Source organism: Streptomyces sp. NPDC046261, assembly GCF_040646235.1.
Taxonomy (GTDB): Bacteria; Actinomycetota; Actinomycetes; order Streptomycetales; family Streptomycetaceae; genus Streptomyces.
Window position 1 is genome coordinate 138,323 of record NZ_JBEYZU010000010.1, and the last position, 20,077, is coordinate 158,399.

A 20,077-nucleotide genomic window follows, 5' to 3' on the forward strand; every position below is an offset into this window, starting at 1 on the left:
AGACCGATGGGGATGCCGAGACTCATGTCCGAAAGCTGCCCTGAACTACACCTTTCCGAGGCTCAACTCGGGGTCTGGCTGGCGGAACGTGCCGGGCACAGCCGTCCCGGCGCCTATCAATGGGCGGAATACCTCGTTCTGGACGGCGATGTCGACGCCGGCCTCCTGGCCGCCGCGGTCGCCAGAGCGGCTGCCGACTGCGAGGCGGTCAACGTCCGCATCATCGAAACGACGGATTCCTTACCGGTCCAACGGCTTCTTCCGAACCCGGAACACACCGTCCAAGTGGTCGACCTCCGGGAGGCGTCCGCCCCGGACGCCGCCGCACTGGAGTGGATGCGGGCCGATATGGCCAAGGCCGGGGGCAGCGCCGGGGGCAGCGACGCCGGGCCGTTGTTCCTGGGGGCCGTGTTGCGTGTCACCGACGACCGCACTCTGGTGTTCCACCGGGTTCACCACATCGCTCTGGACGGGGCGGGCATGGCCCTGTTCGCCGAACGCGTCGCCGACATCTACAGCTGTCTGTACGACGGGCGTGCCGTTCCGGAGAGCGGCTGGGCCGGGCTCCGTCCCCTGGTACGCGCCGAGGCCGCCTACCGGGAGGCAGCCGAACGCACCGCGGACCGGGACTGGTGGCTGGAGCGACTTGCCGGGCGGCCGGATTTTCTGAGCCTCGGCACCCATGCGGCCGCGGCCACGGACCGGTCGTTGCGGCTGAGCAGGGTGCTGCCGGCGGAGGAGTTCGCCGGTCTGCGGGACGGTGCGGGGCGGCTCGGGCACCGCTGGACCCGGCTGCTCACCGCGGCGACCGCGGTCTACCTGCACGCGGTGACCGGTAGCCGTGATGTCGTACTGAGCCTGCCGGTCGCCGGCCGTCCGGCAGGACTCGCGCGGACGGTGCCCGCGATGTCGGCCAACGTCCTTCCCCTGCGGTTGCACGTCGATCCGGCGGCCCCCCTCGGTACTCTGACCGACCGGGTCGCCGACGAGCTGCGGCTGGTGCGCCGGCACCAGCGTTACCGGGGTGAGCACCTGCGGCGTGAGCTGGGCTATCCCGAGGACGGCCGGAAGTTCTTCGGCCCGGTGCTCAACATTCAGCGTTTCGACCGGCCGCTGCGTTTCGGTCCGACGACCGCGACCGTCCACAACCTGCAGGCGCCGCCGTCGGAGGACCTGTCGATCGTCGCCTACGACCGTGGCGAGGGTGTGCTGCGCCTCGACTTCGACGCCAATCCCGCCAACCACGGCGAGGAGTTGCTGCGGGACGTCGCCGACCGCTTCCTGCACGTGCTGCGGCAGGTGGCGGAGGCCGACCGGGAGACACCGACCGCGCGGATGGCGGCGTCCACCGCGAGGGAGCGCCGGCAGTGCGCCGCCTGGGGCACAGGCGAGCGCGTATCGGCCGCGCCCGGCTGCACGGCCGTCGGCCGGTTCGCCGAACAGGTGTCCCGCACGCCCGACGCTGTCGCCGTCCGCTCGGCCGGGACCGGAGAGCGGCTGACCTACCGGGAGCTGGACGCGCGGAGTTCGGCGCTGGCCGCCGCGATCACTGCGGCCGGCGGGGGCCCGGAGCGGACCGTCGCGCTGCTTCTCGAACGTTCGGTGGACCTGGTCGTCGCGGCACTCGCGGTGGTGAAGGCGGGCGCGGCCTATGTGCCCCTGCAACGGGACGACGCGGTCTCCCGGCAGGAAGCGGTGCTGTCCGACGCGGGAGCGCGGCTGCTGCTCACCGACCGGGACACCCGAGAGGACCGCATCGTCGCGCTGGCACGTGACCGTGGTGTGCGGCAACTGGACGTGCGGGAGCGGGGAACCGCGGGCGGGGAGCCCCGGGTGAGGCCGGATGCCCTGGCGTGCGTGATGTTCACCTCCGGCTCCACAGGGCGTCCCAAGGGCGTCGCCATCACCCAGGGCAACCTGGCCGGGCTCGCCGCCGACCGGTGGTGGTCCGAGGGCGGCGCGGACCGGGTGCTGCTGCACTCGCCGCACGCCTTCGACGCGTTCAATCTGGAACTGTGGGTGGCGTTGCTGACCGGTGGCGAGGTGGTCGTCGCCCCGCCGGGGAGGCTGGACCCGGCCGGACTGTCCCGGATCACGGCCGCCACCGGTATCACCGGACTGTGGCTGACCGCCGGGCTGTTCAACGCGATCGCCACCGAGGACCCGGCCTCTCTGGCCGGGCTGCGCCAGGTGTGGACCGGCGGTGACGTGGTGTCCCCGGCGGCGGTGCGCGCCGTGCGGTCCGCGCTGCCGGAACTGACCGTCGTCAACGGTTACGGGCCCACCGAGACCACGGTGTTCGGCACCAGGTTCACCGTCGGGGCATTGCCGGAGGACGCCGGCTCGGTTCCCATCGGTACGCCGCTGGACGGCAAGCGGGTGCTGCTGCTCGATGACGCGCTGCGTCCGGTACCCCCAGGTGTGGTGGGCGAGGTGTACCTCGGAGGCGTGGGGGTCGCGCGCGGCTACCTCGGGCGGGCCGCCGCGACCGCCGAGCGTTTCGTGGCGGACCCGTCGGGCCCGCCCGGCGCCCGCGTCTACCGCACGGGCGATCTGGCCCGCTGGAACCGCGACGGGCAACTGGAGTTCGCCGGGCGGGCCGACGGACAGGTCAAGCTCCGCGGCTACCGGATCGAAACGGGGGAGATCGACGCCGCGCTGCTGGCCGAGCCCGGGGTGCGGCAGGCCGCGACGGTCCTGCGTGAGGACCGGCCCGGAGTGCGCCGGCTCGTCTCCTACGTGGCGGCCTCCGGCGACACGACAGCGCTGCTCAAGGGGGTGGCGGACCGGCTGCCGCCGTACATGGTGCCGTCGGCCGTGGTGCGGGTGGACCGGCTGCCGCTGACCCGCAACGGCAAGCTCGACCGGGCCGCGCTGCCCGCTCCGGACGCCGGGAGCGACGCCGGGAGCACCCGGACGGCCAGGGCTCCCCGCACGTCCGCCGAGCGTCTGCTGGCCGAGCTGTTCGCGGACGTCCTCGGCCTGCCCGAAGTCCCGATCGACCAGGACTTCTTCCAGCTCGGCGGCGACAGCATCAAGGCGATCCAGCTCGCCGGCGCGGCGCAGCGGGCCGGCCTGGCCCTCGGTACCTCGGACGTGTTCCGCACACCCACCGTCTCAGGTCTGGCCGGCGGTCTCGCGACGGGGCCGGAGCCGGGGCACCGGGTCGCGCTGGGTGACGCGGACGACCCCACGGTCCCGCTGACGCCCGTCATGCACTGGCTGCGCGAGCGCGGCGGCCCGATCGACGGCTTCGTTCAGTCCCTGACCGTGCGTACCCCGGCGGGCATGACCGAAGCGCAGGTGCGCGCGGTGGTGCAGGCACTGGTCGATCACCACGCCATGCTGCGGCTCTCGCTGAGAGAGGTGGACGGGCTGTGGGGTCTGGAAGTGCTGCCGCGCGCCACCGTCGAGTTGAACCGGCCGGGCACCACGCTCGATCCCGGACGCGGGCAAGTGGTCCGCGCGAGCTGGCGGGATGCCGGAGCGGCGAAGCCGGGCGAACTGACCCTCACCGTGCATCATCTCGCCGTCGACGGCGTCTCCTGGCGCATCCTGCACGAAGACCTCCGCTCCGCGTGGGAGGACGTCCGGCACGGGCGCGCACCGCGGCTTCAACCGACGGGGACCTCCTTCCCCCAGTGGGCGAGGGCACTGGTCCAGTACGCGCACCACCCGTCCGTGCTCGGGGATTTCTCCCGGTGGCAGGCGGTAGCCGAGGATCCCCCCGTCGCCGGCCGTGCGCTGGACGGGGAGGTGGACAGCGAGGAGACCCGGCGCCGGCACTCCGTCACCCTGCCGGGGCCGCTCACGGCGCGGTTGGTGAACGACGCGACCGCGGCCTTCGACTGCTCGGTGCACGAACTGCTGCTGACCGCGTTCGCGCTGGCCGCCGCCGACTGGCGGGAGGGACCGGACGCGCTGCTGGTGGACCTCGAAGGCCACGGGCGCGAGGAGTTCGCCGCCAACCTGGACCTGTCCCGCACGATCGGCTGGTTCACCACCCTGTGCCCCGTGGTGCTCGATCCCGGCTGCTCCTGGGCGGACGTCCGCACCGATCCGGCCGCGCTGGACGGCGCGGTGGCGATGGTGCGGTCCTGCGTACGGGACGCGGCGCGCGCCGGTCTGACCTACGGTCTGCTGCGCTACCTCAACCCGCAGACCTCTCCGGCGCTGGCCGCCCGGCCGTCGCCGCAGTTCGCGTTCAACTACCTGGGCCGGTTCGACGTCGGCGGTGACGGCGACTGGGCGGTGCCGGCCGGCTCCTCGGTGCTCGGCCCGGCCACCGGCGGCAAGCTCGCGATGGGCCACCCGGTGGAACTCGACGCGTTGATCAGCGATCAGCCGGACGGCCCCCGGCTCGTGGCGCACTGGTCCTGGCCCGGTGAACTGCTCACCGAAGAGCGGGTCCGCGAGCTCGCGGACCGGTGGTTCGAGGTGCTCGAAGCCCTGGCGCGGCGGGGTCGCGCCAGGGCGACGGGTGAGCTGCCCCTGCCGCCGTTGGCGCAGGGGCTGCTGTTCCACTCGCTCTACGACCACGACGGCGCCGACCCCTACCTCGTCCAGTTCGTCTTCGAGCTCGGCGGAGCGCTGGACCCCGCCGCGCTGCGCGACGCGCTGCACCGCCTGCTGCTGCGCCATCCCCAGCTCTCCGCCGGCGTGCGGCACGGTCCGTCGGGGCGTCCGGTCCAGGTGGTCGTCCCGGACTTCACCGTGGAGTGGCAGGAGATACCCGCGCACGAGGACCTGGAGCGTTTCCTCGACGCCGACCGCAGGCGACGGTTCGACCTCGCGAGTCCCCCGCTGGTCCGCGCGGCCCTGCGGCAGAGTGCCGACGGCCGGCACACCTTCGTCCTGACCACGCACCACCTCCTGCTGGACGGCTGGTCCATGCCGATCCTGGTCAAGGAGCTGTTCTCGCTCTACGCCGGCCACGCGCTCCCGCCCGCGACGCCGTACCGCGACTTCCTCGACTGGCTGTCGACGAGGGACTCCCGCGCGGACGAGGCCGCCTGGCGCGCCCTGCTGTCCTCCGTGGACGGTCCGACGCTGGTCGGTGGCGCGGGACGGCGGGGTTCGGCCGCGTCCCGGCACCGGATGACGGTGGACCTGGACGGCACCACGAGCGCGCGCGTCGACGCCGTGGCACGGCAGCACGGGCTGACCGTCAACGTCGTCGTGCAGCTGGCGTGGGCGGTCCTGCTGGGCGCCCTGACCGGCCGGGACGATGTGGTGTTCGGTGCGACGGTCTCCGGCAGACCGGCGGAACTGCCCGGTTCGGAAAATATCGTCGGCCTGCTGATCAACACCGTTCCGGTGCGGGTGCGCCTCGATCCGCGCCGGTCAGTCAGCGAGTGCCTGGCCGAGCTGCGCGCCCAGCAGCTGTCCATGCTGGACCACCAGCACGCGGACCTGACGCGGCTGCAGTCGATCGCCGGGCATGCCGAACTCTTCGACACCGTCGTGGTCTTCGAGAACTACCCGCTCGACCAGGACGCACTGCGCGATCTCGTACCCGGTCTGGAACTGCGGGACGTCGAGGGCCGGGACGGCACGCACTACCCCCTGACGCTGATCGCCATGCAGGACCGCGGCCGCCTGCGGCTGCGCCTCGACCACAGCACCGACCTGTTCGACGAGGAGGGAGCCCGCCGGCTGCTCGACCGGCTCGGCGCACTGCTCGGCGGGATCACCGCGCGTCCGAAGGCGCGGCTGGGACAGCTCGACCTGCTGCTGCCGGACGAACGGGAGAGGCCGGCGGACACCGCGGCAAGCCCCGCCCCGGCCGCCCTGCCCACGCTGTTCGAGGAGCAGGTGCGCCGGCGCCCGGCGGCCCCCGCCCTCACCTGCGGGGACACCACCTGGTCGTACGGGGAGCTCAACGCGCGGGCGAACCGTCTCGCGCGGCTCCTCGTCGCGCGCGGGGCCGGGCCGGAACGGCTGGTGGCCCTGGTGCTGCCCCGGACGTCGGACCTCGTGGTCGCGGTGCTGGCCGTGCTGAAATCGGGAGCCGGCTACCTGCCCCTGGACCCGGCCCACCCCAAGGAGCGACTGCGGCAGGTGCTGGCCGACGCCGCTCCCGTGCTCGTCGTGACCGGCGAGCCCCTCGACGTGCCCCATCCACTGATCGTGCTCGACGGCACCGACCCGGCCGCCTCCTACCCGGCGGACGACCTCGGCCAGGCCGTGCGTCCCGGCAGCGTCGCCTACGTGATCTACACCTCGGGCTCCACCGGAGCGCCCAAGGGCGTCGTGGTGTCGCACCACAACGTCGGGCGGCTGCTCGCGACGACCGACGCCCTGTTCGGTTTCGGTGACGAGGACGTGCACACGCTGTTCCACTCCTACGCCTTCGACGTCTCGGTGTGGGAGCTGTGGACGGCGCTGGGCCGCGGCGGCCGCCTGGTGGTGGTGCCGGACGACGTCGCCAAGTCGCCACGGGAACTCCTTGAGCTGCTCGCCCGGGAGCAGGTCACCGCCCTGAGCCAGACTCCCTCGGCGTTCTACCCGCTCATGCGGGCCGAAGCGGAAGCGGGGCCGGGCGCGCTGCCCGCGCTGCGGGTCGTCGTGTTCGCCGGTGAGGCGCTGGAACTCACCCGCATCCGCTCCTGGCACGGCCCCGGCCGGCCGAAGCTCGTCAACATGTACGGGATCACCGAGACCACCGTGCACACGACCCACGCCGAGCTGACCGACCCCGACGAGAGCGCCGGCGTCATCGGCACCGCACTGCCCGACACGCGGCTGCACCTGCTGGACCACGCGCTGCGGCCGGTCCCGCCGGGCTGCCCCGGTGAGATCTACGTGGCCGGTCCCGGGGTGACGCGCGGGTACCTGGGACGCCCCGGGCTCACCGCGAGCCGTTTCGTCGCCGACCCCTTCGGCGCGCCCGGAATCCGCATGTACCGTTCCGGGGACCTCGCGCGGCGCCGGGCCGACGGCACGCTGGAGTATCTGGGCCGGACGGATCACCAGGTGAAGATCCGCGGTTACCGGATCGAGCCCGGGGAGGTCGAGCGGGTCCTCGAACGGCACCCCGCCGTGGACCGCGCCGTGGTGCTCGCGGACGCGGACGCCGACGGCGGCCGACTGCTCTGCTACGCCGTGACGAAGGGGGATCCGGCACCCGCCGAGCTGCGCGAGTACGCCCGGACGGTCCTGCCCGCGCACATGCTGCCCGCGTTCATCCTGCCGGTCGACGAGATCCCGCTGACCGGCAACGGCAAGCTGGACCGCCGGGCCCTGCCGCGACCGGAGTCCGCGCTGCCGGTGAGCCGCCCGCCGGCGACCGAGCGGGAACGGCTCCTGTGCGCGCTGTTCGCCGAGACGCTGGGGGTCCCCGAGGTCGGCGCGGAGGACAGCTTCTTCGATCTGGGCGGGCATTCGCTGCTGGCCACCCGCCTGATCAACCGGGTGCGCGCGGAGACCGGCTGCGAGCTGAGCATCCGCACCCTGTTCGACGCCCCCGTCGTCGCCGACCTGGCCCGGTGCCTGCCGGGGACGGCCGGCGCACCGCGTACCCGGCTTGGCACGGCCGCGCGGCCGGAGCGCATCCCGCTCTCCCCCGCGCAGCGCCGCATGTGGTTCTTCAGCCGGTTCGCCGGCCCCAACTCCGTCTACAACATGTCCTTCGCGGTCCGGCTGAGCGGCCCCCTGGCGGCCGGGCACCTGTGCGCGGCCCTGCGCGACGTACTCGTCCGCCACGAGAGCCTGCGCACCACCGTCATCGAGATCGACGGCGAGCCGCACCAGCGCGTCGGCAGCGCGGAGGAGCTGCCGTTCGAGGTGGTGACCACGTCGGAGGCCGAGCTGCCCGGTCTGCTCGCCGAGGCGGCCACGCACGTCTTCGGCCTCGGCGGCGAACTCCCCGTCCGGGCCACGCTCTTCGAGACCGCGCCCGAGCAGCACGTCCTGCTGATCCTCCTGCACCACATCGCCGCCGACGGCTGGTCACTGGCTCCGCTGGCCCGCGACCTGTCCACCGCCTACCGGGCACGCGTCGCGGGCGAGGTCCCGCGGTGGGACGGCCACCTGGTGCAGTACGCGGACTACACCCTCTGGCAGCACGGCACCGACCTCGGCGCCGGAATCGCGTACTGGACGCGGACGCTGCGCGGCGCCCCGGAGACCCTGCCGCTGCCGTTCGACCACGCCAGGCCCCAGGCGTCCGCGCACCGCGGGGAGACCGTCGGCTTCACCCTGGACGCCGACCTGCACGCGCGGCTGAACCAGCTCGCCCGGTCCACCGGCACCAGCTTGTTCATGGTGACGCACGCCGCGATCGCCGTGCTGCTGTCACGGCTCGGCGCCGGTGTGGACATCCCCATCGGCACACCGGTGGCCGGGCGGCACGACGAGGCGCTGCACGAGACCGTCGGCTGCTTCGTCAACACGGTGGTGCTGCGCACCGACCTCAGCGGAACGCCGACGTTCACCGAACTGCTGGAGCGGGTCCGGGCCACCGATCTCGACGCCTTCGCCCATCAGGAAGTGCCCTTCGAGCAGGTGGTCGAGGCGGTCAACCCACCGCGCTCGCTGGCCGCCCATCCCGTCTTCCAGGTGATGCTGGCCTTCCAGGACACGCCGCCCGCCGTGTTCGACCTGCCGGGGCTGCGCGTCGAGCCGGTCGCCACGCACGGCGGCGCCTCCCGCATGGACCTCCTGTGGAGTCTGCGCCCGCACCACGGCGACCACGGTGCGGAAGCCGGCGTCGAAGGCGAGCTGGAGTACGACACCGAACTGTTCACCCCCGCCTCCGCCCGTCTGCTGCTGGCACGGCTGGACCGGCTGCTGCGGGCGGTGGCGGCGCAGCCGCACCGGCGGATCGCCGACCTCCCGGTCCTCGTCGCCGGCGAGCACGAGCAGATGACCGGCCGCTGGAATTCCACCGCCCACGACGTGCCCGCCACCACCGTGGCCGAACTGTTCGCGGCCCAGGTGCTGCGCGTTCCCGACGCACCGGCCGTACGGCACGGGGACACCGAGCTCACCTACCGGGAGCTGTCCGAGCGGGCGGCCCGCATCGCGGCACGGCTGAGTGCCCGCGGGGCCGGCCCGGGCGCTCTGATCGCACTGGAGCTGGGGCGTGACGCCGACCTGCCCGCCGCGATGCTCGCGGTCCAATCGGTCGGCGCCGCCTGGCTGCCCGTCGACCCCACGCTGCCGCCGCGGCGGATCGCGGCACTGCTGGCGGACGCCCGCCCCCTGCTGGTGGTGCGCCACGAGGACGGGCTCACCGTCACCGCCGGCGCCCGGGAACCGGCGGTCGTGCCGGAGAACACGGCGTACGTGACGTACACCTCGGGCTCCACCGGGCGGCCGAAGGGCGTCGTCGTGCCCCACAGCGCGCTGACGAACCTGGTGCTCGCACTGCGCGAGCAGCTGACGGTCGGTGCGGCCGACCGGGTGCTGGCCGCCGCGCCCGCGGGCTTCGACATGTCCCAGCCCGAGCTGTGGCTGCCCCTGGTCACCGGCGCCGTGATGGTGCTCGCCGACCAGGGCGCGCTGCGCGAGCCCGACGAGCTGTCCGCACTGCTCGACCGGCACGGGGTCACCGTGATGCAGGCGACGCCGTCGCTGTGGCAGGCGCTCGTGGCCCGGCGGCCGAACCGGCTGGGCCACATCCGCGCGGTCATCGGTGGCGAAGCGGTACCCGCGGAGCTGGCCGGGACGCTGTCCGGCCTCACGGCGTCGCTGCTGGCCTGTTACGGCCCGACGGAGACCACGGTCTGGTCGACCACCTACCCCGTCGGCCGCGTGGCGGGCGCCACGGTGCCGCTCGGGCGTCCCCTGTGGAACACCCGGTGCTACGTCCTCGACGCGCGGTTGCGGCCGGTGCCCCCGGGCGTGACCGGCGAGCTGTACCTGGCCGGGGCAGGCGTGGCGACGGGGTACCTCCACCGGCCGGGGCTGACCGCGACCCGTTTCGTCCCCGACCCCTTCGGACCGGAGGGCCACCGGATGTACCGCACCGGCGATCTCGCGTCGTGGTCCGCCGACGGGGTACTGCGCTTCCACGGCCGGACCGACGACCAGGTGAAGATCCGCGGACATCGCGTCGAGCTCGGTGAGATCGAGGCCGTGCTCGCCCGCCACGAGGACGTCGACGCGGCCGCGGTGGCCGTACACGACCGGAAGGCCGACGACCGCCGCCTGGTCGGCTATGTCGTCCCCGCCGGCGCCGACCTGCGCTCGGTGCGCGCGCACCTGGCCGCGCACCTGCCGGACTACATGCTGCCCGCCCGCCTGCTCGGGCTGGACGAGCTCCCGCTCAGCGCCAACGGAAAGCTGCTGCGCGACCGCCTGCCCGAACCGGACTGGGCCTCCGCAGGCGACTCGCCGCCCCCGGAGAACCTCAACGAGCACTACATGTGCGGGCTGTTCGCCGACGTGCTGGATCTGCCCCGGGTCGGTCCCGGAGACAACTTCTTCGAACTGGGCGGGCACTCGCTCCTGGCGGCGCGGCTGACCGACCGGATACGGACGGTGCTCGGCCTGGAGCCGACGATCCGGAACGTCTTCGAGGCGGCCACCCCCGCCGCGCTGAGCCGCCTCCTGAACAGGGCGTCGCCCGATGGGGGCACCGCCCTGCCCGGGCGAAGCCGAGAGCTGGGGGAAGAGGCGACGCACCTCGTGCCGTTCCGCCCGGGCGGGCCGGCGGCACCGGTGTTCTGCGCGCCCCCGCTCAGTGGGATCAGCTGGCTGTACGCGGGGCTGCTGCGGCACATCGACCGGGACCACCCGGTGTACGGCATCCAGGCCGAGGGACCCGGCGGGGTGAGCGATCTGCCCGACAGCATCGAAGCGATGGCCGAACGCTATGTGGCCCTGATGCGTTCGGTCCGCCCCAGCGGCCCGTACCACCTCGTCGGCTGGTCCTTCGGTGGGCTGGTGGCCCACGCGATGGCGGTCCGGCTGCACGAGCTCGGCGAGCCGGCCGGATCGCTGTGCCTGGTGGACACGGCCCCCGACGCCGCGGCCGCGCCGGAAGAGCCCATCGACGACCAGCGCGTCTACCGGGTGCTGCTGACGGCCGCCGGCCTGGACGACGAACGCCACTCCGCGACGGTCCTCGACTTCGCCACCGTCTCGGCACTGCTGCGCCGGGAAGGAAGCCTGTTCGCCCGGTTCACCGAGGACGACATCGCCCGCGTCATCGCGGTGTCGCGCCACCACGACAGGCTCGGACGGGCCTACCGGCCACCGTGCTACCCCGGCGACGCCACCTATATCGAAGCGACGGGTGGCGAGCCACGCCTCATCGCCAACCACGAACTGTGGCGGCCCCGTATCGGTGGTGAACTGACGGTATGTCACGTCGCGGCACGTCACCACCGGGCGATGCAACCGCAGCACGTGCACGAAGTCGGGGCCCACCTCCGCGATCTGCTGAGGAGGCACCGTTGATCCGCACCGATTCCGGCGCCCTGGCCGAACTGCCCGCGGGTGCGCGGGTGGTGATCCGGCTGCCCAACGGACGCGAACTGGCGGACGTGCTGCTCGCCTGCTTCGACCTGCGCCTCGTCGCGGTCCCCCTGCACCCCCGCGCCACCGACCGGGCGGTCGCGGGCATCGCCGAGCGGGTCAGCGCGGCGGCCCTGGTGGACGTGCACGGGCTGCACCGCACCGGCCTGCCCGACGTCCACACGGCCCCGCACGACCTGGCCTTCATCATGTTCACCTCGGGCTCCACCGGCCCGCAGAAAGGGGTCATGCTCAGCCGACGAGCGGTCCTGGGCAACGCGGCCAAGACCGCGGCACTGCACGGACTGGCGCCGGACCGCCCACACGGAACCTGCCTCCCGCTGTACCACTGCAACGCCCTGGTCATGTCCCTGATCGGCAGCCACATCACCGGCACACCGCTGATCCAGCAGGCCGCCTTCGACCCGGCGGGCTACTTCGCCGCCCTGGGCGCCGGCGGTGCCAGGACCGCGTCCCTCGTGCCCGCCCTGCTGGCGGATCTGCTGGACGTCGGCCCGGACTGGCCGGACGGCCTGGAGTACCTGATCACCGCGGCCGCCCCGCTGACCAGCGACCTCGCCCGCCGCTTCCACCGCCGCTACGGCCCGCGCCTGCGGCAGGGCTACGGCCTGACCGAGGCGGTCAACTTCAGCTTCACCATGCCCCGCCTCGACGACGCCGACTTCCGCGAGCAGTACCTGGAGCACACGCCGCCGGTCGGCACACCGCTGCCGGACACCGAACTGCGGCTGGAATCCGGTGAGGTGTGGATCAGAACGCCGGACCTGATGACCGGATACTGGCAGGACCACCGCACCACCGCGGCCACGGTCACCAAGGACGGCTGGCTGCGCACCGGTGATCTGGGCGAACTGCGGGACGGACTGCTGGTCCTTCGTGGCCGCGCCGGCGAACGCATCAACCGGGGCGGGGAGAAGCACTACCCGCTCGACATCGAACGTAGCTGGCGCGGGGCCGGCCTCTCCGGCCGGTTCGCAGCGGTCTCGGTGGACGAGCCCTCCCTCGGCCAGGACGTCGGTCTGGTCGCCACGGAACAGCCGGTCTCCGCCGTACGCGAACTCTGCGAACGGGCGCCGCTGCGGCCGTCGGCGGTCCAGTTCGGCGGGTTCCTGGCGACGTCCACCGGCAAGCCCCAGCGCAAGGCGATGAGCCGGGTCCTCACCGCACGCCGGCTGGCTCCCGCGCGGTACGAACGGCTGCTGGCCTACGCCGCGGCCACCGCGCACGACCTGCTGCGCTCGGGGGCCGAGCACCCCGGCCTGCGCGCGATGGCCGCGTGGACGGGGGACCGCCGCCCCCGGCCGGGCGGCGAAGCCGTCTTCGGCGCCCTGGACTTCCTGCGGGAGCACTGGCACGACGCGGACGATGCGCGACTGTCCCCGGCCAAGGCCCGCTGGCGCGGCACGCTGCTCACCGGGTGGCCCCTGTCGGTGCACGCGGAACTCGCCGCGGACGTGGCGGCCCGCCATGGGTACGAGTGCCCCCCGGTGCCCTTCGGCACCGAAGCCCGCTTCGGCGGCGGCGCGCTCCTCGTACTCCCGCACGGCCCCGCGGCCGAGGGGCCCCTGTGGCCGCTGGGTCCGCTCCTGACCTTCCTGGACGGTTCCACCGGGGGTGACGGGACGGATCGCTGGACGTGGCTGGCCCGGCTGCGCGACCAGGGATCCCCGACCACGGGCTGCTCGGTCCTGCGCGCCGGGCGAGCCGATCTGGGCGGCGTGCTGTGGGCACGACAGCCGGATTCCGGACCGAACGAGCACGCTGGAGCGACTGGATGACACACGGCCCCGAAACGACCGGACGCATGAAGCAGTCCCCCGACCACGAGGACGAGGTCCTCGACGTCCGATCGCACCAGGATCCCGGCAGGAACCGGCTGACTCCGGTGGTGCGGCTGCCCCCGGACGTCGCCCTGGCCGTGGTCGACGCCCTCGCCGGCCTGGTCCGGACGGCGCACCGCCGGGAGGAGGCGAGCCCGACCCCGGCCGGTGCGCTCACACAGGCCCAGGAGTTCGAGGAAGGCGACGTCTTCATGCTGGAGCCCCCCTTCGAGGGCTTCTTCGCCGACCGTTATCTGATGGACTTCTACGACACCACCGAACGCGACATCTGTTCACGCATGCACCTGCACACCGGGCTGCGGTTCGTCCGGATGATGACGGGCCCGGAGACCACGATCCGGGTCTCCAGCCTCTCCCCGATCACGGTGCGCCCCGCGGCGGCGGGCTGGACCGGCCCGCTGAGCACGTTCACCGACGTGCTCCCCGGTACGCCCACCGGCGTGCACCGGGACCGGCACAACGTGATCGTGCCGCCGAACTCCTGGGTGGACATGCAGATCCCGCGCGGGGTGTCACACCAGTTCAACGCGGTGGGGCCGAACGCGGTGATCGACTCGGTGCACCCGGAGGAATCCATCGAGACGCTGCGCGAGGGCATGTCGGGGTACCGGATGATGGCGCAGACCATCTTCCTCGCCAAGGACAAGAGCCCGGCCACCACCTGCGCCGACCTCACCGAACCGCACAGCGGCACCGAACCCCGCTGACCAGGACGCCGACGCCCGGCTCGGGTGTGGCACAGGGCCACAGCGGCGGCGAAGCCTTTCGGCCATTGTTGCCGTGTGCATGACGGTCCGTCGGTGCTCTTGTTACGTTCGTGCCGCATCACACAACAACTGCCGTTCCGCTCCCCACGGGTGTGAACAGGTACGGGGGGAGCTCGCCAGCAGGGGGAAGTATGGCGACAAAGAGCAGGTACTGTCGACGGCTCTTGGCCGTTGCCGCCACCACCGGGATCGTCGGCGGGATTCTGGCCACCGCGCCCGCGCAGGCCACTCCGGCCGACACGTCCGCACTGGTGGAGTTGGCCCAGACCTACTTCGCGGGGGAGAACGCACTGCGCGTCGACGCCTCATCGCGCGACGCCGCCAAGGCCGCCGGCACAGCGGGCGCGCTCCGCGTGACCGATGCCTTCGCGAAGGTACGCGACGACCGCATGACCGCCCGTGAGCAGCAGAGACAGCTCGCCGCACGGACCGGTGTGCACTTCTCCTCGGTCTCGACGCAGGTCGTCCCGCTCGGGGACGTACAACGCCCCGAATCGGGCACGGCCCGGCTGGGCGTCGAGGAGCGGACCGCGTACACCTACGCCGGTGGCGGAGCGGAGCCGTACAGCTATCGCGCCCGTCACGACCTGACGTTCAAGCGTTCCGACGGCCAGTGGCGGATCTCGGGCCTGGTCACGAACGATCCGACGGGGATGAGCACACCCAAGAAGCTGTCCGCCGCCCAGATGCGGGCTGCGGTGGGGATCAGCGAGAAGCTCGAAGCCGGTCTGCGGAGCACGGCGGAGAAGCGGAAGGCCGCGAGCGAGAGCCGGGTGAGCGGTTCCCAGGTCAAGGCGCCGGGTGGCTACAACTACGCCAAGATGGTCGAGTTCGCGCTGCGCTACGCCCTCACGCCCCGCAGCGAGCTGCCGTACACGCCGGACGACGACGACTGCACCACCTTCGTCTCCTGGGCGCTGCGTACCGGCGGCTGGGAGGAGCGCTCCGGCTGGTACCGCAGCGACTCGGCCTGGTGGTGGAAGGACTGGTGCGACGGTGAGTGGTACTGCCGCCCCCAGCACAGCTACACCTGGGGCGGGGCGACCAACTGGCAGCGCTTCGCGGTGAACCACTCCGGGCGCGTGAAGAACCTGGGCAATGTGTGGGACGTCTTGCTCGCGGACGTCGTGCAGTACGACGTCAAGGGCTACGGCGGAGTCGGCGTGCCGGACCACACCATGATGGTCACCGCCTTCGACTGGAACGCCAACGGTATGCCGCTGCTGAGCTACCACAGCTCGCCGGGCGGTGAGAAGAAGAACAAGCCGCTGATCGACATCCTCACCTCCGACTCGGCGCAGGGTCAGGCGTTCTGGGCCTACCGCACATGACCCGAGCCTGATCCCGGTACCCGTGTGCCGTACTCGTGTGCCGCGGCGGCCGCTCTCATGCGGTCACCGCGGCACGCAGTCGTTCCATCGGTACGCTGCCACCGCACGGGAGCGTCACCCGGTCGTCGCCGGTGACGGCGTAGGCGTGCGGCGACGCCACATCAAACAGCCGTTCCCCCTTGGTGCCCTGGCGCTTCGCGGGGCGCAGGAGAAGGACGAGGTCCTCGCCCCCGGGAAGCGTCCCGGGATGCAACGGGTTCCACACAGTGAGAGTGCCGGGCGGGACCGGCTCCCCGGACAGGTTCACGCCCGCACGCACACGGAACCCGAATCCCTGTGTGACGCCGTCGTCTATGGGGATCCGCTTCCCCGTGAGTACGGTGACGCGCAGCGGCAGATATCCCCGCCCCTCGTAGGAGCGGACCGTCCGCGCTGTCTCGGATACGCAATCGGCCGAAGCGACCTCGGCCGAGCTGTCGTCCCGGATCCGGTCGACGGCCGCCGGTACGGCGAACGACACACCCGCGACAACCGCGGCGACGGCCGCCGCGAGTGCGGCTCGCCGCCGGTACAGACCTCGCCTGGCCCGGGCCGTGAACTCCGGCCCCGGGGCGGCGTGCTGCGGCCCGTCCGGCTCGGCCGCCGCGGCCAGCAGCCGCCGCACCTGCTCGTCCTCGGGGCACGCTCCATGCGGCTCGTACGCAGCTCCGTACGGTGGTTCGTGCGGCCGCTCAGTCATCGGCCCGGCCCCTCTCCTGATCCGCATCCAGCTCCGGCACGGCGACGAGGAACCCCCGGGTACGCAGCGCTGCCAGCGCCCGCGCCGTCCGGCTCTTGACGGTGCCGGGCGAGCAGCCGAGCGCCTTGGCGATCTCCCGCTCCGAGAGCTGGTGGTAGTAGCGCAGCACCAGTACCGCGCGCTGTCCCGCGGGCAGCGTGCGCAACACCTCGCGCACGGCGACGCGGGTGGCGACCTGATCGTCATGGCCGGGCTCGGGCACGTCGGGCAACCGGCCGGCCGGGACCTCCAGGCTCCAGCGCCGTCGCCGGTCCCTCATCAGCAGCCGGACCATGGTCGTGCGCGTATACGCCTCCGCCGCTTCCTCCCGGCCGATGCGCCGCCACGCCCGGTAGGTGCGCAGCAGCGCCTCCTGGGCGAGGTCCTCGGCCCGGGCCGGCGAGCCGGTGAGCAGCCGCGCGGTGCGGACGAGGGAGGAGTATCTGGCGGCCATGAAGGCACTGAACGCCGCGTCCTTGCCGGTCCCGCCCGAGTGCATCCTCGCCCCTTCGCCCCGTGTGGTGCGCTGCGTGGGTTCCCACTTCTTACAGAGGCCCTGGCTCCGCGGGAGGTTCCCCGGTACACCGGGTGTCCTTGAGAAGTCGGCCGCCCGGCGGTGCCCCGGTAGCCTGACGGACGTCAGGGTCCCGGCAGTCGCCCGGGCCGGGGAACAGCTGCGGGCACGTGTGGGCCCGCTCGGTGGGAGAACAGCGATGTCACGTCGTTTCGACTGCTCGGACGCATCTCAGTGTGCCGCCGGGGTGCGTGAGGCAGCGGGTGCTGTGCGCCGTGGGGAGCTGGTCGTTCTGCCCACCGACACCGTCTATGGAGTCGGGGCGGACGCCTTCAGCCCGCAGGCAGTCGGCCGCCTGCTGGACGCCAAGGGCCGGGGGCGGAACATGCCCTCGCCGGTACTGGTCGGCTCCCCCGGCGACCTGAACGGCCTGGTCGACGAGGTGTCGCAGCAGGCGCGGGCGCTCGTGGACGCCTTCTGGCCGGGCGGGCTGACCCTCGTCGCCCGCCACAAGCCCTCGCTCGAGTGGGACCTGGGCGAAACCCATGGCACGGTGGCCCTGCGCATGCCCGCGCATCCCGTCGCGCTCGACCTGCTCGCCACCACCGGCCCGCTCGCCGTCTCCAGCGCCAACCTGACCGGGCAGCCGTCCCCTCAGGACTGCGACGCCGCCCGGACGATGCTCGGCGAGGCCGTGGCGGTGTACCTGGACGGGGGCCCGACCCCGGCCGCCGTGCCGTCCTCGATCGTGGACATCACCAGCGCCACCCCCGTCCTGCTGCGCGCGGGCGCGATCAGCGCGGACCAGCTCCGCACGATCGCGCCCGGTTTGCAGGAACGCTAACGACGATCCGTCACGACGCGGAGCCGACCTCCACGCCGTCGAGGCCACGGGCGGTGACCAGGTGGGCGGTGCCGTCGGCCAGCCGGTAGGACAGGCCCACGACCGCGACCCGGCCCTCCTCCACCGCCTCGGCAAGGGTGCGGGAGCGGTCGAGCAGCAAGTCGACGGTGTGCCGGATGTGCTCGGCGATGAAATCCTCGTCCTCGGTGTGCCCGGCGGCGTGAGCGGCCAGCACACTGGGGGTCACCCGCTCGATCACATCCCGTACGTAGCCGCCCGCGGTCGCGCCGTCCTGGACAGCGGACCGGGTAGCCGCCACCGCGCCGCACGCGTCGTGGCCGAGCACCACGACCAGCGGGGAGCCCAGGACACTCGCCCCGTACTCTATGCTCCCCAGCACCTCCGGCCCCATGACGTGCCCGGCGGTACGGACCACGAACAGGTCGCCCAGCCCACGGTCGAAAATGATCTCGGCGGCCAGCCGGGAGTCGGAACACCCGAACACCACGGCGAACGGCTTCTGGGCCGGCACCACCTCGGTACGACGAACGGCATCCTGGTTCGGGTGCTCCGGCAAACCGGCAACAAACCGCCCGTTACCGGCCATCAGCGTTTCAAAAGCGTCAGCAGGCTTCAACGTCTGGCTATCAGTCATGGCCGAAACCATACGGCCTGCGGAAACCGGAACGCACGGGCACCAGGGTGCCGCCAGCGGGCGCCCCCCGCCCAGCCCTTGAATAGCGCGGTGCCGAGGGGTGACGCACACTGGTGTCGTCCCCCGTCGGCCGCCTGTGAGGGCGCTGCCCATGCACGATGTGCCGTTGTGGCTGTGGTTGGTGTTCGTCGCCGCCGTGCTGGTGTCACTGGCGGTCGATCTGCTTGCCCATCGACAGGCGCACGTCATCGGCTTCCGCGAGGCCGCGATGTGGAGCTGGGCGTGGATCGGCCTGGCGGTGGTCTTCGGGGTCGTGGTGTTCCTCGTGGTGGGCACGGACGCCGGCGTCGAGTACACGACCGCGTGGTTGCTGGAGAAGAGTCTGTCGGTCGACAACCTCTTCGTCTTCGCCCTGATCTTCGGATACTTCCGGGTGCCCCGGGCCTACCAGCACCGGGTGCTGTTCTTCGGCGTCCTCGGCGCGCTGGTCTTCCGCGGCGTCTTCCTCGCGGCGGGTGTGGCCGTCGTCAGCCGCTTCACCGCCGTTCTGTTCGCCTTCGCGGCGATCCTCTTCTACAGCACCTACAAGATCCTCCGGGAGGAGGACGACAGCTTCGACCCGGCCCGGAGCCTCGCGGTCCGCGCGCTGCGCAAGATCGTTCCGGTGCGGGACGAGTACGCCGGGACGAAGTTCTTCGTCAGGGAAGCCGGCAAACGCGTCGCCACCCCGCTGCTCGCCGTCGTCGTCGCCATCGAGGCAGCTGACGTGATCTTCGCCGTGGACAGCGTGCCCGCCGTCCTCGCGGTCAGCAGCGACCCCTTCATCGTCTACACGAGCAACGCCTTCGCCATCCTCGGCCTGCGAGCGCTCTACTTCATGCTGGCCGGGCTGCTCGACCGGTTCCACTACCTCAGCAAGGGCCTCGCGTTCATCCTCGCCTTCATCGGCGTCAAGCTCGTGCTGCAGGCGGCCCACAAGACGATCAGCACGAGCGTGCCGGAGATCCCCTCCCTGGTCAGCCTCGCCGTCATCGTCACTGTCCTCGCCGTCTCGGTCGCGCTGAGCATCGCCCGCCCGCCACCGCACCACGAACCCGCAGGTGGGACGGGCGGGAACGGACCGGGAACCAAAGGCGCGCCCGGCCGGGATGCGCCCTAGGGCCTCCGGGCGCACGCTGGGAGTGTGGCCGGGCACTCCACCGTCGTCGTCCACCCGCCGTCCCCGTCCGGCGGCCGGCGCGTGAGCGTGGGTACGCGTGTGCTCGGTACGGCCTACGGGCTGGTCGATCTGCTCGAGCTCCTGGTGAAGGCCGGGGTGGTGGCCGACGATGTGCGGCTTGAGGAGGCCGAGACGATCGACTGGCGAGGCGGCGGCCCGCACATCTGGTGAGCCGTGTTTCCGGGCAGCTCAGCCCTCCAGCGTGGCCAGAGCGTCGATGCCCACGTGCCGCAGCGTCCGCCGGACGAGGCGGTTGGCACCGCGGATCCGGACCGGGGTATGGGCCGGAAGCCGCGAGGCCGCGTTACGCAGGGCATAAGCGCAGGTCAGGTCCATCCGGCGGAGTGCGTCCAGCTCGACGAGCCAGCCACGGGCGACGATCAGCCGCGAATCGGCCAGGGCCTCTTCGAGCTCCCGGACCCTGGACGCGTCCAGCTCCCCGGAGAGCGTCAGGACGGCCTGCCCTTCGCCGGCCGTCGTGACGGCCGCACCTGCGGCTGCCGGGGCGCGCGGGTCGGGAGAGGAGTCGTTCGTCACGGCGATCTCCTCCCTGGCGGGTGGCCTCGTATCCGGTGCTGTCCGGTGTTATCCAGTGTGCCTGGTGTCGCGGCGGATCAGCGCGGTGAAAGCCGTCGCACGGTGGA

11 protein-coding genes are annotated in these 20,077 nt (G+C 72.5%); 7 read left to right on the plus strand and 4 right to left on the minus strand.

What is annotated here, in order from left to right; genetic code table 11:
- Window positions 1–24 precede the first annotated feature (24 nt).
- From ABZ956_RS19885 to ABZ956_RS19900, 4 genes are all read left to right on the plus strand, one after another.
- Window positions 25–11,406: an amino acid adenylation domain-containing protein gene (locus tag ABZ956_RS19885; protein WP_361895015.1), complete on the plus strand. Its 11,382-nt coding sequence runs from the start codon at window positions 25–27 to the stop codon at window positions 11,404–11,406.
- The gene (locus ABZ956_RS19890) at window positions 11,403–13,262 is read left to right on the plus strand and encodes a class I adenylate-forming enzyme family protein (protein WP_361895018.1); all 1,860 of its coding nucleotides are present in this window, start codon (window positions 11,403–11,405) and stop codon (window positions 13,260–13,262) included. The genes ABZ956_RS19885 and ABZ956_RS19890 overlap by 4 nt, the downstream gene beginning before the upstream one ends.
- Window positions 13,263–13,288: 26 nt before the next feature.
- Entirely contained in the window at window positions 13,289–14,032 is a 744-nt protein-coding gene (locus ABZ956_RS19895; protein ID WP_361895021.1) for a hypothetical protein, read from the plus strand.
- A gap of 224 nt (window positions 14,033–14,256) precedes the next feature.
- Window positions 14,257–15,423: an amidase domain-containing protein gene (locus tag ABZ956_RS19900; protein WP_361895024.1), complete on the plus strand. Its 1,167-nt coding sequence runs from the start codon at window positions 14,257–14,259 to the stop codon at window positions 15,421–15,423.
- 55 nt (window positions 15,424–15,478) lie between these two features.
- Here ABZ956_RS19900 and ABZ956_RS19905 read toward each other — a convergent pair whose 3' ends face one another.
- Together ABZ956_RS19905 and ABZ956_RS19910 are read right to left on the minus strand one after the other, a co-directional pair.
- Window positions 15,479–16,162, minus strand: a complete 684-nt coding sequence (locus tag ABZ956_RS19905) for a hypothetical protein (protein WP_361895027.1) — start codon at window positions 16,160–16,162, stop codon at window positions 15,479–15,481.
- Complete coding sequence (locus ABZ956_RS19910) at window positions 16,155–16,655, minus strand: SigE family RNA polymerase sigma factor (RefSeq protein WP_361895030.1); 501 nt, start codon at window positions 16,653–16,655, stop codon at window positions 16,155–16,157. The genes ABZ956_RS19905 and ABZ956_RS19910 overlap by 8 nt, the downstream gene beginning before the upstream one ends.
- A gap of 259 nt (window positions 16,656–16,914) precedes the next feature.
- Between ABZ956_RS19910 and ABZ956_RS19915 the strand changes: the two genes are divergently transcribed.
- Window positions 16,915–17,559 (plus strand): L-threonylcarbamoyladenylate synthase, encoded by a 645-nt coding sequence (locus ABZ956_RS19915; protein WP_361895033.1) that lies wholly within the window; start codon window positions 16,915–16,917, stop codon window positions 17,557–17,559.
- A 10-nt stretch (window positions 17,560–17,569) separates the two neighbouring features.
- On the opposite strand, the gene ABZ956_RS19920 is transcribed toward ABZ956_RS19915, so the two are convergent.
- Window positions 17,570–18,214 carry a carbonic anhydrase gene (locus ABZ956_RS19920; protein WP_361895036.1) on the minus strand — a complete coding sequence of 215 codons (645 nt, stop codon included), beginning with the start codon at window positions 18,212–18,214 and terminating at the stop codon, window positions 17,570–17,572.
- 151 nt (window positions 18,215–18,365) lie between these two features.
- On the opposite strand from ABZ956_RS19920, the gene ABZ956_RS19925 reads away from it, so the two are divergent.
- Window positions 18,366–19,373 (plus strand): TerC family protein, encoded by a 1,008-nt coding sequence (locus tag ABZ956_RS19925; RefSeq protein WP_361895039.1) that lies wholly within the window; start codon window positions 18,366–18,368, stop codon window positions 19,371–19,373.
- Between the two features lie 24 nt (window positions 19,374–19,397).
- Entirely contained in the window at window positions 19,398–19,604 is a 207-nt protein-coding gene (locus ABZ956_RS19930) for a hypothetical protein (protein WP_361895042.1), read from the plus strand.
- A gap of 18 nt (window positions 19,605–19,622) precedes the next feature.
- On the opposite strand, the gene ABZ956_RS19935 is transcribed toward ABZ956_RS19930, so the two are convergent.
- Window positions 19,623–19,970 (minus strand): STAS domain-containing protein, encoded by a 348-nt coding sequence (locus ABZ956_RS19935; protein ID WP_361895044.1) that lies wholly within the window; start codon window positions 19,968–19,970, stop codon window positions 19,623–19,625.
- Window positions 19,971–20,077 lie beyond the last annotated feature (107 nt).